General features: G+C 67.0%; 12 protein-coding genes and 2 tRNA genes. 3 read left to right on the top strand and 11 right to left on the bottom strand.

The annotated features are described in order from the left end of the window. Nucleotide 1: 1 nt before the first annotated feature. The 3 genes from KY572_RS40525 to greB all read right to left on the bottom strand — a co-directional run bounded on the left by KY572_RS40525 (nt 2) and on the right by greB (nt 3,117). Nucleotides 2-1,321 (bottom strand): PhoH family protein, encoded by a 1,320-nt coding sequence (locus tag KY572_RS40525; protein ID WP_224249103.1) that lies wholly within the window; start codon nt 1,319-1,321, stop codon nt 2-4. A 305-nt stretch (nt 1,322-1,626) separates the two neighbouring features. Then, the gene (locus KY572_RS40520; protein WP_224249102.1) at nt 1,627-2,568 is read right to left on the bottom strand and encodes a deacetylase; all 942 of its coding nucleotides are present in this window, start codon (nt 2,566-2,568) and stop codon (nt 1,627-1,629) included. Nucleotides 2,569-2,580: 12 nt separating this feature from the next. Then, complete coding sequence (gene greB / locus KY572_RS40515) at nt 2,581-3,117, bottom strand: transcription elongation factor GreB (RefSeq protein WP_224249101.1); 537 nt, start codon at nt 3,115-3,117, stop codon at nt 2,581-2,583. Between the two features lie 181 nt (nt 3,118-3,298). On the opposite strand from greB, the gene KY572_RS40510 reads away from it, so the two are divergent. After that, nucleotides 3,299-3,371 (top strand) — tRNA-Lys (locus tag KY572_RS40510). A 5-nt stretch (nt 3,372-3,376) separates the two neighbouring features. Further along, a tRNA-Glu gene (locus tag KY572_RS40505) sits at nt 3,377-3,449 on the top strand. A 150-nt stretch (nt 3,450-3,599) separates the two neighbouring features. Here the strand turns inward: KY572_RS40505 and KY572_RS40500 are convergent. Both KY572_RS40500 and KY572_RS40495 read right to left on the bottom strand, forming a co-directional pair. Next, nucleotides 3,600-3,938: a helix-turn-helix transcriptional regulator gene (locus tag KY572_RS40500; RefSeq protein WP_224249100.1), complete on the bottom strand. Its 339-nt coding sequence runs from the start codon at nt 3,936-3,938 to the stop codon at nt 3,600-3,602. Between the two features lie 215 nt (nt 3,939-4,153). Then, complete coding sequence (locus KY572_RS40495) at nt 4,154-5,317, bottom strand: serine/threonine protein kinase (protein ID WP_224249099.1); 1,164 nt, start codon at nt 5,315-5,317, stop codon at nt 4,154-4,156. Nucleotides 5,318-5,859: 542 nt separating this feature from the next. Between KY572_RS40495 and KY572_RS40490 the strand changes: the two genes are divergently transcribed. After that, complete coding sequence (locus tag KY572_RS40490; protein WP_224249098.1) at nt 5,860-6,816, top strand: hypothetical protein; 957 nt, start codon at nt 5,860-5,862, stop codon at nt 6,814-6,816. A 326-nt stretch (nt 6,817-7,142) separates the two neighbouring features. Here the strand turns inward: KY572_RS40490 and KY572_RS40485 are convergent, their stop codons facing one another. The 6 genes from KY572_RS40485 to KY572_RS40460 all read right to left on the bottom strand — a co-directional run bounded on the left by KY572_RS40485 (nt 7,143) and on the right by KY572_RS40460 (nt 15,118). Continuing rightward, nucleotides 7,143-8,984 carry a serine/threonine protein kinase gene (locus KY572_RS40485; protein ID WP_224249097.1) on the bottom strand — a complete coding sequence of 614 codons (1,842 nt, stop codon included), beginning with the start codon at nt 8,982-8,984 and terminating at the stop codon, nt 7,143-7,145. Between the two features lie 22 nt (nt 8,985-9,006). Further along, a complete protein-coding gene (locus tag KY572_RS40480) occupies nt 9,007-9,909 on the bottom strand; it encodes a DUF2381 family protein (protein ID WP_224249096.1) in 903 nt (300 codons plus the stop codon). Nucleotides 9,910-9,980: 71 nt separating this feature from the next. Next, the gene (locus tag KY572_RS40475; RefSeq protein WP_224249095.1) at nt 9,981-10,205 is read right to left on the bottom strand and encodes a hypothetical protein; all 225 of its coding nucleotides are present in this window, start codon (nt 10,203-10,205) and stop codon (nt 9,981-9,983) included. Nucleotides 10,206-10,591: 386 nt separating this feature from the next. Continuing rightward, a complete protein-coding gene (locus KY572_RS40470; protein ID WP_224249094.1) occupies nt 10,592-11,368 on the bottom strand; it encodes a DUF4145 domain-containing protein in 777 nt (258 codons plus the stop codon). Nucleotides 11,369-11,742: 374 nt separating this feature from the next. Next, the gene (locus KY572_RS40465; RefSeq protein ID WP_224249093.1) at nt 11,743-12,306 is read right to left on the bottom strand and encodes a hypothetical protein; all 564 of its coding nucleotides are present in this window, start codon (nt 12,304-12,306) and stop codon (nt 11,743-11,745) included. A 289-nt stretch (nt 12,307-12,595) separates the two neighbouring features. Next, on the bottom strand, nt 12,596-15,118 hold the full coding sequence (locus tag KY572_RS40460) for a phage/plasmid primase, P4 family (protein ID WP_224249195.1): 2,523 nt from the start codon (nt 15,116-15,118) through the stop codon (nt 12,596-12,598). Between the last annotated feature and the right edge of the window lie 683 nt (nt 15,119-15,801).

The raw sequence follows: 15,801 nt of genomic DNA, 5'->3' as shown, positions 1-15,801 counted from the left end.
CTCAGAGCAAGTTCGCCGCGAGCTCGGCCAGGGCGCTGCGCTCACCCTTGGCCATGGTGATGTGTCCGGCGATCTTCTCGTTCTTGAAGCGGTTGACCACGTGGACGAGGCCGTTGTTGGTCGCGTCCACGTAGGGGTTGTCGATCTGGAAGGGGTCGCCCGTCAGGACGATCTTCGTGTTGTCCCCCACGCGGGTGATGATGGTCTTCACCTCGTGGGGGGTGAGGTTCTGCGCCTCGTCCACGATGATGAACTGGTTGGGGATGCTGCGGCCGCGGATGTACGTGAGCGGCTCGATCTCGATGAGCCCCAGGTCGACCAGCTCGTGGTAGCCGCGGCCGGCCTTCTTGTCGGCGCGGCTGAGGTTCATGAGGAACTCCACGTTGTCGAAGATGGGCTGCATCCAGGGGTTGAGCTTCTCCTCCACGCTGCCCGGCAGGTAGCCGATGTCCCGACCGAGCGGGAAGATGGGCCGGCTCACCAGCAGCTTGTGGTACAGGCTCTCCTCGGTCACCTTGTGGAGCCCGGCGGCGATGGCCATCAGCGTCTTGCCGGTGCCCGCCTTGCCCACGATGGTGATGAGCTTGATGTCGTCGTTGAGCAGCAGGTCCAGCACGAAGGCCTGCTCCATGTTGCGCGGACGGACCCCCCAGATGCCCTCCTTGATGATGCGCAGCAGGGGGACGATCCGGCCCTTGGTGGCATTGAAGCGCCCCATGGCGGTGTGCGAGGGGTTGGTCTCGTCCTTGAGCAGGATGCACTGGTTGGGGAAGAGCTTGTCCTGCCCGGACACCTCCACCTCGGCGCCGGGCTTGTACATCTGATCGACCGCCTCGCGCGGGACGAGCAGCTCGGTGAAGCCGGTGTACAGCTCGGTGATCTCGACGCGCTCGGTGTCGTAGTCCTCGGCGTTGAGGCCCAGCGCGTCCGCGCGGATGCGCAGGTTGGTGTCCTTGGTGATGAAGACGGCCTCGGTGTCCGGCTCCTTCTTCATCAGGTCGATGGCCACCCCGAGGATGCGGTTGTCCATCAGGTCGCCGTCGGCCAGCTCCGGCGGCAGATGCTTGTCGGCGAAGCCCACCCGGAGAAAGCCGCCGTGCGGCAGGGGGACGCCCTCTCGGAGCGAGCCCTCGGCGCGGAAGGAGTCCAGGTAGCGCGTGACGAGGCGCGCGTTGCGACCCAGCTCGGAGAGATCGCGCTTGAACTGATCGATCTCCTCGATCACGTAGATCGGGATGATGACGTTGTTTTCCTTGAAGCCGTAGATGCTGCGCGGATCGTGGAGGAGGACGTTGGTGTCGAGGATGAAGTTCTTCGGCATCGTGGTGGTGGCGACCTCGGAAGACGGGTGCGACCGCGTGGACGCTGCTGGTAGGAGAGACCTTCCAGTAGCCAATATAGACACCGCCTCCCAGGGAAACAGCCGCTTTGCTACGGGGGTACACCTCTTTCGAGGAGAAATTCCCCTACCCGTCTGGTCGCAGGGCCGGGCTGCCAGGGTCTCCAGCTACCCCTGAGGACGAGGGTGTCGATTGGTGAACCCTCGGACGGCGGGCACAAGTCCCTGCCCCCCTCTGGGGAGGACCCTGGGCTGCCCTGGATCGCCGGGACGCCCGGCCCGGCCGCTCAGGCAGGCACGAGCGGATCATAGGCGAGCACCTCCGCGATGGGCTCTGGGGGGGATCCCCGAGGCATGCGCTCCCACGGGAAGCGGTCCTGCAGCGCCTGAAGGTCCAGCGTCAGGGGCACTTCGGCCTGCGCCTTCGCCGCGCTGCGCCACCCCTTGTCCTCGAAGAGGCGCTCGAAGCGCCGGGAGAAGGACGTGAGCATGGGCGAGGGGCTGAAGCGCACCGGTGCGCCGGCGGGGCCACGGATGCAGTCCAGCTCCACGGCCCACGCCAGCAGCCAGCGGGGCCACTCGCGCCCTGCCCTTCGGAGCGCCACGAAGCGCCCCTGGGCGGCGCCGTCGATGAAGCGGAGGCTGCTGGCGTAGACCCACGCGGCGGCGAACGTGGAGGGCGTGAGCGCCAGGCCCTCCGCGCCCACGCGGCGGGCCATGAGCAGCATCAGCTCGAGGACCTCCGCCGAGAGCGCCAGCCCCGGGTGGACCTGGCCGGGCATCGGCGGGCGCTTCCAGTCGAAGGACCGGCCCGGATGCTGGAGGACCAGGGACTCCACGAAGAGCAGCGCGCGAGCTTCCTGCGGCGGCGGCACCCCCACGTCGGCGCCCGACACCTTGCGCAGGGCGATGTCCACCACCGCCGCCTGGTAGCGCTGGCTCCAGAGGACGATGCGCGGCCGGAACGTGTCCTCGAACGTCAGCTGGATCTCGAGCGGGCCCACGCCCCGCTCCTCCAGGCGCTGGAGCAGCCCATACTCGCGCATGACGTTCTCCAGGCCCCGGCGGCTGTAGACGCCCAGGGCCAGCGCCTCACGCTCTCCGCGAGTCTCCAGCCCCAGATCGTCGAGGCTGAGCGCCTCGTCCTGTTCGGCCGCGGACAGCTCCGCCTGGCTCAGACGCTGGTAGATGCGACGGAGGCGCGAGAGCGACGGCTGCGTCCGTGGCATCTGGGGGCCCTCCTACACGTACTTGATGGAGACGATGGTGAGCTCGATCTCCCCGCGAGGCCGCATGACCTCGACCGTGTCACCCACGGCCTTGCGCAGCAGGGCCTTGCCGATGGGGGACTCCACGCTGATGCGCCCGCCCTGGGTGTCGATCTCGTCCGAGCCGACGATCTGGTAGGTGGTCTTCGCGCCGTCCTCGTCCTCGAGGGTGACGGTGGCGCCGAAGTAGACGCGGCCCTGGTCGGCCTGCTCGGAGGGGGTGACGATGGTGGCGGTGTCCAGGCGCTTCTGGAGGAAACGGATGCGGCGGTCGATCTCGCGCAGGCGCTTCTTGCCGTAGATGTACTCGGCATTCTCGGAGCGATCGCCCTGGGCGGCGGCGGCGGAGACCTCGGCCGTCACCTTGGGGCGCTCCTCGTTGAGCAGGCGGAGCAGCTCGCGGTGCATGCGCTCGGCGCCGGCGCGGGTGAGGTAGCGGCGGTGGGCGCCACCTTCCTGCTCGGCCTCCTCGTCCTGGTCGTCATGCTCTGGGGGTACGTCTTGACGCATGCCCCCTTGTATAGCGCCCCGGGGGCCCTGGTGGGGGGAGGAGGCCCTGGAGACGTTCACCGGCGGTCGTGTCGGGGCTGTCAGGATGTCCCGGAAGTGCGCGCCAGTGGAAGTCGACAGGGACTGCTGGTAGAGAGCCCAGCGGTTGTTCACCATGACCCGGTGCAAAAAAGAATAGTGCGAGTCGCTAGCTCAGCTGGTAGAGCACCGGCCTTTTAAGCCGAGGGTCGGGGGTTCGAGCCCCCCGCGACTCACAGTCGTCCCCGTCGTCTAGAGGCCCAGGACGCTGGCCTTTCAAGCCGGTAACACGGGTTCGAATCCCGTCGGGGACATAGAAGTTCTCAGTAGTTTCGAGAACTTAGGTGCGCACAGCCGTGCAGGGATGTGCGGCTGTGCGCACCGCGACGGCGCCAAGTTGGCGCCAAACCGACCCCCTCCCCTTCCCCTTCTCGCGCGCCCCTGCGGCCCGCTCCCGTTGCGCTTCAGTGGCCCGGGAGAAGCAAGGCGGCCAGGCGCGACAGGACCTTGATCCTCGGACTGTCGAGGCGAGCGAGGCGGCGCAGCAGCCGCCGTTTCTCGGGCGTGTCGTTCAGGCCGGGCGGCACCGTGCCTGCCCCGGATGCCTCCTGCCACGAAGCCACCGGAGAGAACCCCATCAGCTCATGGGGCCCGCTTCCGAGAATCAGGCACAGGCGCAGCAGCGTGGAAACGCTCGGGAGCGCTCCCCCCCGCTCCATGCGCCCGTACACCTCGACGGCGCTGCCGATACCTTCGGCAACTTCTGCCTGAGTCATGCCCGCGCGCTGGCGTGCCTGTTTCAACGCCGCTCCAAGGGTGGCCGGTAGCCTGTCCTGTCGGATCTCGATGTGGCGAGGAAGAGAGGACCGCTTGCGGCGCGTCGTGGAGGGCCTGGAGCGTCCAGCGGCGGGAGTGTTCGCGGGGGTTTTCTCCATGCGGAACCTGCGGGCGTTGCCCGGTCGGACGAGTTGAGGCCCCGACGGAGCCAGCGACAGACGGTCACGGTCAGAGAGGGCGGCTAGTTGCCCCCGCCCGGCGCGGTGATGATGTCTTCTTCCGCCTCTATGACTGGGGGTAACCCGTTCCCGTTCGTAGGCCCGGCGACGCGCCGATTCATGCTGGCCCCGTCCCGTGAGTTGCGGCCCTCCTCCAGCGCCTCAGCGGCTCCGTAGGCGGTCGCGAGCGACGCGAGGCCCGCCCGCAGATCCGACTCCAGGGCAGCCGCCGATGGATAACGGTCCTCCGGCTTCCGCTGGAGCAACCTGCGGATGATGGAGCGCAGCGGGGGCTGAAGCGGCTCGGTGAGTTCCTCCACGTCCTGCGGGGCGAACGTGGCAGCCCGCAGGATGCAGTCCTCCGCATGGGCCGGAAGGTCTGCCTCCGCTGCCGTAATTGCGGCGTCGAGAACCTGATCCTTGACCGCTGGTGTTAGGGCCGCCTCCAAGTCTTCGGATCGTGCATTGCCCGTGCTGTAGAGGTGGCGCAAGGTGGCCAGTTCCAGCAGCACCAGCCCGAGCGCGAACAGATCCGAGCGTGGATCCGTCTCTTCGCCGAGAAGCGCCTCTGGTGAGCAGTAGGCGACGTCACCTTGAGGGCGCGGGAGCGTCGTTTCCACCCGGCCCGGGAGCAGGGAACGCGCACGGGCGAAGTCCGTCAGCACGACTTCACCCTCTGGCCCCAGGTAGAGGCGAGCGGGGTTCACGTCTCGATGAACGATACCCAGCGGAGCGCCGCTCTCGTCCTTGCAGGTGTGCGCGTAATGCAGGGTGCTGGCCACCTCGGCGCCCACGTACATGCAGAACGCGGGGGAAAAGGGTGCTTCGCGCATGATCGAATAGCTGATCAGGGTGTTGATCGAAGTGCCCTCTACAACTTCGGACACCACGTAGAGAACGCCCTGGACCTCATGGATCCCGAAGATTCGGGCGATCCTCGGGTGTTGCAGGTAAGTGGCCAGACGTGCTTCCTCGCGGAGCCGTGCGCGCACCCTGTCGAGCGCTTCCAGATCTCCTGATGACGTAGGGGGCAAGCTGCGGACGATGACCGGGCGGATTCGCTGCGCGGTCGTGCGCTCCCACGCAAGGAAGGTCCGCTCCCCCAACTTCGAGTGTGCCAAGTCCTCGACCACCCCCCGCGACAGATCGACCTCATACGCGAGATCGCCCTGGGAGAAGAGAATCACGCCCGGGACGCTCCAGGGGAGCCTTGCAGTGGCCATGCGGGATCGACTCCTCGCAGCGCGCAAGAGGGCGCCGCGCAACGGAGCGAAACACTACCCGGCATGTGCTGGGAGGTTGAACGACGCCGGGGGTTGGGAGCGGCGCGAGCCTGAGCTACAGCGTCAGCAGAACGCCCCAGCAGGCCCCCTCGACGCGGGAGGGCTCCACCGGGCACAGCTTCGCCGATCCGGCGCGCGGGGCTCCACCGGATATTCCAAAGGCGGTGGCATCAGCCTACGTTCGCTCAATGGCGAAAAAACGTGACTTGGTGCCGCAGGTTGGACCGGCAGGCCATGAGAATTGGCGGACGGCGAATAGCGGCGCGCCAGCGCTCGTGGCATACGAGGTGGCGCTGTACACGGATGCGTGGATCGTCGACGAGGTCACGAGTGGGTGTGGGCCGTATACCCTGCTCAATACAATTGCTCTTCCGGAGGACGAGCAGGCTCGACCTCGGGTGATCCTCCGATACGAACAGCACGTCGCTACTGGTCGGTGGACTCCGATGAGGGCGACCGATGACAGCCGCTACTTTGGTGGCACGCTTCCCGATGAACTCGCGGCGCTTCTTTCGCTCGCTCTCGGCGCACGCTTCCAGGCCGGGCCCTGCTCGCGAATGTTCGAATCAGGCAAGGACCCTCGCGGGCGACCTGTCGGCTGGGACGAGCGCCGCCCCACGCCCCAACTGCCACCACGAACAACTGCGCCGATCGTGCCGTCACTCAGAGGGCAGCGGTCCTTGACGCCGTCGACGCTCGCTGGGTACGACCTACTTCCCCCAGAGGGTGCGGTAGCGCTCGCACGAGCTGCACGGGCGTACCAGAACGCCGTGTGGATCGCGGATGCTGAGCCGAACCTCGCGTGGTTGCTGCTTGTGTCGGCGCTTGAGACCGCCGCGACCCATTGGCGCTCCGCAGATGGTTCGCCGGTCGATGTGCTCCGCACGGTGAAACCAGACTGGGCGACACAACTGGAGGCCGGTGGCGCGTCATTGCTCGAGAGCATGGCGACCCAACTCGTTCCACTCTTGGGCGCAACGCGACGATTCCGGGACTTCGTGATCGAACACCTTCCTCCGCCACCTGCCGAGCGTCCGACAGAGGACTGGGCGCGCCTGGATTGGGACGAGGCCAAGATGCGCAAGACGATTGAACGTGTTTATGAGCTTCGGTCGCACGCACTCCACGGCGGCAAGCCGTTCCCCGTCCCAATGTGCCAGCCACCTCGTTCGGCCTCCAAGTCGCCTATTGAGGTCCCGCTCGGGTTGGCGACCGCGTCCCAGGATGCAGTCTGGATGCGCAAGGACACGCCGCTCTTGCTTCACACGTTCGCGTACATCGCTCGTGGCGCGCTGCTCCGGTGGCGTGACAACATGATCACGCAGGCGAGGCAAGAGGCATCGCATGTGTCCACCGACGACAAGGCTGGCGAAAAAGGTAACGGATCGCCGAGCCCCGTCTGAGACGAGAAAAGAGAGCGACCTGCCGAGCTTGTGGAGCACGTCATACGGACACCGCGTTAGAGTTCTCCGCGCGTCGTTCCCCACTCCTCTTGGAACGCAGTTGCCCGTCTGGTTGCTCCACCACGGGGCAGGGCGAACATTTACTCCACCGGGCTCAGCTTCACCTCTCCGGCGCATGCACATTGACCGTCCGGCGTGCGCGGGGCTCCACCGGCCCAGCAGGCGAGCCTCGACGCTCGCGCGCTCTACCAGGCCCAGCGTCACTTGTCCGACACGCGGCGCCCTAGCAGGCCCGCCTGGACGCGGGATGCGCCCCCAGGCCCAGCTCACCTCCACCGCTCAACCGCATGCGAACTGGATACCTTGGACCCCACAGGGGCGCCGGGCTTCGAGCCCTCGCGCTTGTCCATGCCCAGATCGCCCCCGTCTGTCAGTTCGACGCAGATCGGCACGGTGCGCCCGCCTGAAAGGTGGGCGCGGAGGTAGCGGCCATAGATGCGATCTCCCGTCGTCCACAGGTGCCCATCCAGTCGCGTCCCCGCAGGCGCCTTTCCTTCTGCCCTGATCAGCGCCCCCGTAACGGGCCCGTCCTTCCACACGGTCCTGTTTTGCTCGCGCGCCTCTTCAACGCTCCCCTTGGTCACGTCAACGAGGATGAAGGGCTGTGTTCCCCCTTGTGTGCTCCACCCCATCTCCTTCATCGCCCTAACGGCTTCCTCGGGGCAATCCTCGGGATCGGGGCGCGTCTGCACACCGGAGCAGCCCGCTTTAATCCACGCGACGGAGGCCACGAGTAGCGCGCACCTCTCAGCCTTCGAGAGCACGCGCCGGGGGCTGGCCTTCTGCGGGTTCGGTACCCCGCTGGTGAGCGTTGGGGAGTTGTCGGGTTGTTTCACGGAAGGACTCGCCTTCTCTTGGGTAGGGAGAGGCGAGGCTAACTGAGCGGGACGGCTTGTCGGCTTTTCGGCCAGCGGGCTGGGCGTTGGGGGCTGATCCGCTCGTGCGCTCCTGGCCACGGGAGGCGGCGCCGGGTGCGCGGGCCTTTGCAGCACGAAGGCGGCGACGGCTGCCGCGAGCACTACAAGCACCAGCGGCGCGACGAATGCCGGACGGAGCCACCCACGGCGCAGACGGTTCAGCGCACCAGCCCCCGCGCCCGGCACCGCGGACGGATGGGAGGGGATGGGCACTGGCGGGACCTCGACCTGCCCGGGTGCAATTTCGGCGGGTGCTGGCGGTAGCTGCGCGGCTACCGGGTGAACGCGGGTGCTGCGCCACTCCGGGCCTTCAAATTGCGCGAACTCCTCCAGAGGGCTCCGCGCATCCTTCGCCGTCGCGGGCCGCCCCTCTGGCTTGTCGTGGATCAGCATCAGCGCATAGCTGCTCAGCACTTCTGGAACGCGCCCCTGGGTTACCTTGAACGGGGAAGGAGGCGGCACCGCGTCACCGAGCGGGGGTCGCACCTTGCTGCTCTGGGGCGTGGGGTCCGTCAGCACGTCGTAGAGGTCGGCTCCGAGCGCAAAAATGTCATCGGTCGCCTTGAAGGGGTAACGGGCCTCCGGGTTGAGCCGGTTTTCATTCCAGAAGCGCTGAGCCTCAGGGCTGCGGTTGCGCGGCGTGCATGGGGGCAACGGTGCATCCGTCAATTCCTCGGCTGCCGCGTAGTCCGCCGCTCCAAAGTCGATGATCACCGGCTCGCCTTCTTTGGTGACCATGATGTTTCGCAGGCTCAAGTCCCGATGGAACACGCCCCGCGCGTGCATGTGCTCCAGCGCGTCAAACAGCTTGCGGAACAGGACGACCACTTCATGCACCGTCGGGTACGTCCGCCGCACCCACTCCCCCAGCGTGTAGCCGTCCACCAAGTCCAGGACGACGTAGAGGAAGCCCGAGCGCGGATCCCCACAACGCCCCTGAGCCCACATGCGGATGATGTGGCGGTGGTCGAGCTTCCCGAGGCAGACCGCCTCGCGCCGCGCGCGTGCATCCGTCTGCCGTGGATCACCGCTCTGCTCCCGGTGGCAGGCCACCTTGAGCGCGAAGCGCTGGCCGTCCTTCTCCACCTCGTAGACAACGCCGTAGGTGCCCGCCCCGATCTTCCGGACGATGCGCCAGCCGTCCACCATCTGGCCGGGTCTGAGGTCCCTTGGATCCACTTGAGCCACCATGCCGAGCACCTCTCGCCTGTTGCTACAGCTTCACCTGGGGAACGGACAGACAGCGGCTCCCGTCACCGTTGCACACCCGCAGCGCGTGCACCGCCCGCAGCCATTCCCCCGGCTCTCGCGCGGGCATTTCCACCTCAACGGCCACGCTCACCGAGCCCCCTGGGGGAATAGTGGCCTGCCCGGAGAGCACTGCGCGGGCGCGGCGCGGCTCCCCTCCCGCTGCGGGCGTCAGCTCTGCCCACGCGGGCACCCACGGAGCCGCCCCGGTATTGCTCACCTCGAGCACAACCACGGTCCACGTTGACGCTCCGAGCCCCCTGCATTGTACGGGGCGAAGCTCGCCGCGAACCTCGAAGCACGCCAGCCCGAAGTCCTCCCCCCTCATGCCCTTCAAGTCCACGACCCCCGCGAGTGCCACGGCTGCCGGGCTCACGGCTGGGGGCCGCGCTTTCAACTCCTCCAGTTCCTTGCTCTGCGCCTCGCACCGCTCGCGCGTGGCGGACAGTTCCACGCGGCATGCCTCCACCGTCTGCTGAGGGCGGCTCACGTTCACCACGGCATCCACCGTGCCGGGCTGACTGGTGAGCAGGAACACGACGCTTTGAGGCGAGCCCTCGCGGTAGGTGAAACGCAGCGCCAGCCGTTCCTTGGGCCCGAGCGGCACGGCAAGAACCAGCGTGATGCCCTGATCTGCTGGATCCACCCGGGCGAAGCGGGCGCGGCCCTCCACCTCGACGGACTCACGCACGATCGGAGCGTCCAAGAGGATGAACGTAGGGGCGTCAGGCGCCAGGTAGATCAACGGGGACTCGCCAGCCTTGCCCATGAGAATGACGGAGCGCCCAGCGGGCGCGGCCTGTGCCGTAGCGGCAAGGCCCACCAGCAGGGAGGCGAGCGCGAAAGGCGGGACGCAGGGTCGGAGCAAGACGAGGAACCTCACAGGTAGGCCCCCAGAGTAGCAGACGGGAGCGGCCCCTCGCGTCGGAGTCAGGCGCCTCAGACCATTCGCGCCGCCGTTCCGGTGTCGGGCGCCGCCCCTGCCTTCATCGCGCGCTTCACGGGCCGGGCTGCCCCCGTCCGCCGCTCGCGCTTCACGGGCCGGGCTGCCCCCGTCCGCCGCTCGCGCTCCACGGGCCGGGCTGCCCCCGTCCGCCGCTCGCGCTCCACGGGCCCGGCTGCACCCGTCCGACGCGGGAGCGCGCCACTGGGCCGCGCTGCCATGTGCTCCGCCGTTCCGGTGGGGCACCGGGCGCCGGGGCTGATTCGCGGGAGAAGCAGCGGCCAGCAGAGCATGTGGAACCCGCCCGACGGACACCGCGTCAGCGGTCTCCGCACCACGTTCCCACTCCGGGTGGAATGCTGCTGCCCGGCTGGCTGCTCCATCCCGGGGCGGGGCGAGCACTTACCCCTTTCGCGCGCCCGCTCGCGCGCGGCGTCGGAGCAAATCCAGTCCCAACCGCTGGCGCGGCATCGGCGCGAATCCACCCGCCGAGAGGCGCGCGGCGTCGGCGCGAATCCTCTGGTTCGGCAGGCCACTCCCGCCAAGTGCAGCGACCCATGGACCTCAAAGTGCGGCGGGCTCCCTGTGGCAGGCCTGACCCTTCCACCTAAGATCGTTTCGGTCGCCCTTTCCTCTTAACGATCTGCTTCCCCATCCGCGCCAACCGCTTTGACCGCTGCTCGAACACCTCAACAAGCACATGCTCTAGCAGTTCAAGCCCGTTCAGGATGTCCTCCCTTCCCACCCCGCCTGCCCCTCCCTCGTGGCTCCCGATGTTCCCGATCCACTTTACGGCCATGAGCGCCTGCGCCAGTTCAGCGTTTCGTTGCTTGAAGAGTTCAATCCGGTCGTGGAGCTTCAGCCTTATCTTCCGATTCTTTTGGGACCTTGTGGAGCGCGGGATCCTGAGGTGTGTGAGTACGAGTTCCACACAGGTTCGAACCCGGTTGGCGCAAGAGGCCGAGTCGGACCAATAGAGCGCCCAGGCCCGCTTGAGTTCGGCCCGAATTTCCTCTGTGCACTTAGGCGGTACACGAAAGAGCGGCAGGGCTGGGTGGAAGAAGACAGGATGAAACGCGGTCGTGTACGTTGGCCCCCCCGTTTCTGGATCAACGTCGTCTACGACGCCACGCGTGTCGCCACACACGACGACTGGCTCAGTGCATTCCGTACGCGTACAGACCAAGCGCCCCGCGAAGCGACCCCTGTCCCACTCCGGCTCCCAAGCTTGGTGCGCATAAGCTTGACGCGACTCGGCAGTAAGCTTCTCTGTGAACGACTCTTTCACAGGTACTAGGGTGCCCTCCTCGCACCGGGGACAAGGCCACGAGGGCACCCTGTCCTTGGTGAAGGGCACAGTCCATCTTGTGCGGTCGAAGGTCATATGTCCAAGTCTGCCAGAAGACTCTTGCAGCTACAGCCTTCCTACGCCTCCAACCCGTCACGCAACAGCACGTACCGACTCTGCGCCATCATCCCCGGCACCAGCGCGGGACGAGCACACGGGTGGGCGTCCGCCTTGGACCCCGCCCGTCGGGCCGGGCAGCCCGAGCAGGGCGCCAGCTGTCTGACGCGCGGGCGCCACCGGGCCGAGCTGCGCGCCGCCTTTGGCTCACCGGGGAGCAGGGCGAACATTTGCAGAGCTTCGACTGACGCTTGCTCGCTCCTAGCGAGCAGCTCAGTCCATCCCTGTCCCCCACGGGGTACAGCGAACTGTTACGATTCGCGGGGGGCAGAACACGCAAAAATCACTCCGGTTCAGACCTGACCGGCGGCTAGGTCCTCGAGCGACTCGCGGATCAGGTCCTCGAACTTCGCGATCTGCGCCGTCGTCAGCTCTGGCATCGCCTGCTTGGCTCGCGACGGGACACCTAAGAGCTTCGTGCGGCAGGCACGGAACACGGACTCTAGCTCGGCGCGGACGCCGGCCGCCGGCACGACTTCGCCGGCCGCCTTCAGGTATTCGAGCTTCGCCGTCTTCGCCTGCCAGACCGCTTTGATCGCATTGGCCTCCGACAAGGACAGCCCCTCATGCGGCTCGGGAACCTCGCCAGAGAGGGAGGGAACGGCGCCTGACAACGCCGGTTGTCGGTTGTCGGGGAGCGTGTCACCTGCTGAGCCAGCCGCGACCACGGACGCGGGCGCCTTGCTCAAGTCCGTATTGGCCGCCCAGTCGCGGTCAGCTCGGGCGGGATCGATCGTGCCGTCGGGCTCGAGGTGAATGCGGCCCTTCTCCAGTGCACGCTGCACAGCCTGAAGGGAGCCCCCGGAGAGGCCCCTGTCCTTCCGATGCTCGGCGTATTTGCGCCGCGACAGCCCCATGTGACTCCCTCGCTGCTTAGTGTCCTGACAACACATAGACGCCGTTTTCACTACCGCAGTCCTGCGGATCTACGCTCCCGCAGGGGGTGGGACGCCGGAAGGACCCAAGCCTATGGGGGGGTGTAGAGTTCCCTCCCCTGAGTATCTGAGCGCGCCTGAGTACGGTGCTCAGCCATTGCGTTCCTATAGGGATCGGGGGTGTGCTTTCCCTCTGAGGGGTCCTTTCCTCTTGAGGGATCCGGATACGGTTGCAATTGTTGAGATGGATACTCACGCGAACTCAGCGTACTCAGGGAGCCGACAAGCGGAGGTCCTCGACGCGGAGCCGCAGCCCGCTGTAGTGCTTCACTTGCTGCCCTTGGATCCGGGGGCGGGTGACCGTCACCTCTGGGAAGGCGCTGGTCAGGTTCCGGGTGAAGATCGGCTGTGTCCCGGGTTTCTCCCTGCCCTGTGCTTCCGTCCAGCGGACCCACGCCGCATAGAGTGACGCGCATTCCGTAGCCGCCCCAGGCAAGAGATCGCAGCGCTCGGAGACGAACGCCTTGATCGGGGAGCCGAGCATTTCCAGCTGAGCGACAGTCTCCTCAGCGCTCATGGGCTGGCGGAGGTAGCCACGCGAGCGGAGCCGGTCCAGACCTTCCAGGCTCCAGTTCAGGATCCCGGGCAGTTCCCTCAGGAGACGTTCAGCGAGCCCGCGATCCTCACGTCCGAAGAAAGAGCGGGTCATTTGCAGTACCCGGAACCGGCTTGCGAACGCCCCCGAGGAATCCAACAGGGCCGGAAGTTCGTTTGTCATGATCAGAAAGCGCACGCTGAGCTTGGCGGTCCATGAGGATCGGTGCTTGCGATCGATAGTCTGGGCATCCTCGCCGCTGATCGATAGGAGCCGTTCAGCCACCGCGCTAGGGTCAACGCGGGTGCCCAACCGGGCATCCGTGATCACAGCCAGGCGCTTCCCGATCAACGGCTCGGATCCGAACTGCGCACCCAGCCCGCTGAGGGTCGGAGAGCAATAGTTCCCCTCCCCTACGAGCTTCTGTAGGACACGATTGATCGTGCCCTTGCCCGAGCGCGGGGGGCCGATCAGGAGCATGATTTTTTGATGGGACGTGTCCGGAGTCAGAGCAAGGCCCATGAACTCCTGGAGCGTCTCGATTGACTCCGCGTCAACGGGCCAGACGTCAGCGAGGAAGCGGGTCCAGTGCGCTGGGGGCGGAGCATCGGGATCGTAGGGGAACCCCACCGCGTTGACGTTGAAGAATCGCCGGGACGGCTCGAGGAACTGGCGCGGGTGCGTCAGCGTCAGCAGACCGTTGGGGAAGGCGATCACGTCCTGCGGCCCGGGGTCTCCCGGCATGGGGCTGAGCCACGCGGGCGCGGACAGCACAGCCTGATCAATGCTCGCCGCTGCCTGTAGAGCGTGGCGGAGTTCCTCGACGAACGCCCGATCAGGCTTCACCGGAGCGCCGGTCTTGACGTCGCGCTTCGTGTCCGCGAACCCGTAGAGCGCTGCGTTGATCGTCTCGTCGCTGATCACCTCGTAGTGAGTGCTGCGGGCGATCAGGAAGTCACCATTCCACCGCACGATCTCTGGGAGCTTCTCAGCGTTCGCGCGGTGGGCCAGGAAGCGCCGGGCGACGTCGAGGGGCTCCGAGGTGTCCAGCAGGTCACTCGCTGCGCCTGCATCAAACGCGCGCTGTCTCGCCTCCCGTTCCGCGAGCGCCTGGAGGTCGACGGCTGGGGGCAGGTTGAGATCCCGCTGAGGGATCCCCGTTGCGCGGTGTAGATCCTTCAGAATCAGTGCCCGCTTTGCCGGGTCATCCCACTGGAGTTGACGCACGACCGCGACCATCGGGGAGGGATCGTCGGAGCCGGACGCCTGCCAGTCAGCGATCATCTTCCGGGCGGCTGCCACGGTGTCCAGCGTGCGACGGCAACCGTATGGACGCTTACCGTACTTCCGGCCGCGCTCCAGGCGCACCTTGAGCCCGTCAGGCCCCTCGATCTCCCAGGGAGGCTGGCAGGTCTCATTCCATTCCAGGAGCAGCCCCAGTGCCTCCCCATCGGTCAACGCGAAGTCGTGCGTGAGGATCGCTGCGGCGTGGACGGTATGCAGTCCGCCACCGTCCCCGTCTATGGCTGGCCCGTGCTGCGCCAAGGCGTCACGGGCAGCCGCCAGGACCTCAGCAGACGCGGGCGGGAAGTATCCGCGAGCGCCGTCAGGGACCGGGCCCTTGGGGGCTGGCGCACGACCGAGCCGAGCGACAAGCCACGGAGGGCACTCCACCGGGGGCGTCTCCCAGGGAGCGCAGCCGGGCGCCCAGTTGTATGGGCCCTTGTCCGAGCGGGACGGGGCAACCACTACAAGCCCGCCGTCCCCTCTCACGTCGAGACCGCGACCGAGCTTCCCGGCGGAGTTCGTTACGGACATGCCCGGTGGAGCCTTGAAGTACCAATGCTCCCCACCGCTGCCCGTGATCTGGCGCGTGGTCGCGGGCATCGGACCATGCTTGGCGATCAGCTCGGCCAGGGAATCGGGCCCCCCGTTCTTGGGGTCCACGTCTAACGCGATGATCCCTGAGAAGGTCCCCGTAGCGATCCCCAGGTTGGCGCCCGGGTAACGTGCTGCCCACGCTGCGATCTGCTCGGGATCGGTGGTGGCCATGTCCGGCCAGTCCGACACCCAGGGGTGTTTGCCGCGCGCCCTGCACTCCTTCCCATCGCGGCGCGGCTCGCACGTACAGGAGCCATCCGGACAGATGGAATGCAGGGGGACAACTGCCCAGCCGTGCCGAGCTAGGGTGGGTCCCATCGTCGCGAGCGGCCCAGTTGGAGCGGGGGTCTCAAGGTTCGTGTAATGCGCGTGCATTCGCTCGACCGGGAATCGGGAATCGGATCAGGCGACTGATCTAGAGGGCCGCTTTTTCCACTCAGTGCGCTGCCGCTCGGCCAGTTCGTCGAGCTCCGCCTTGAACGACCTGGGCGAGCGGACGCGGCGGGGCTCTGAAGTGGGGGGCGGCGGGTGGTACTCCGCTTCAAGTGCAGCGAACACGGACTCGGCGAGGACCACCGTTTGCCGACCATACTTGGGGCCACGGACGAGCGTACCAGTAGCGAGCAACTCGAATACGCGGCGGCGGGAGCAGCGCAGCGTCTGAGAGACCTCGTCGATGGTAAGGAGCGCGACCGCCGCGCGCATCGCGACCGCTGCCTCAAGAGCGCGCTTCACAGCGGCCCCCGAGTAGAATCAGGAATCGGGGCGCACCACGCGTCTAGAGCGACCCTGACAAGCGCGACGGTGCCAGGGTAGACGCCGAGCCCAGCGAGCGAGCGGGCGAAGGCTCCGCGACTCAGCCCTACGATGCGCCGGGCTTCGGGCTCTCCGACCTGTTCGACCAGCACCGCGAGCCTGGACCTAAGAACCTATTTCGGTAGGCGCAGAAAGCGAAGGAGCGCCGTGTTGTCGAACCGTCGAGCCTCGGGGCCTACGAGGTT

It is taken from the genome of Hyalangium gracile, assembly GCF_020103725.1.
GTDB classification, from domain to species: domain Bacteria; phylum Myxococcota; class Myxococcia; order Myxococcales; family Myxococcaceae; genus Hyalangium; species Hyalangium gracile.
This window is presented reverse-complemented; position numbering and strand designations above follow the sequence as displayed.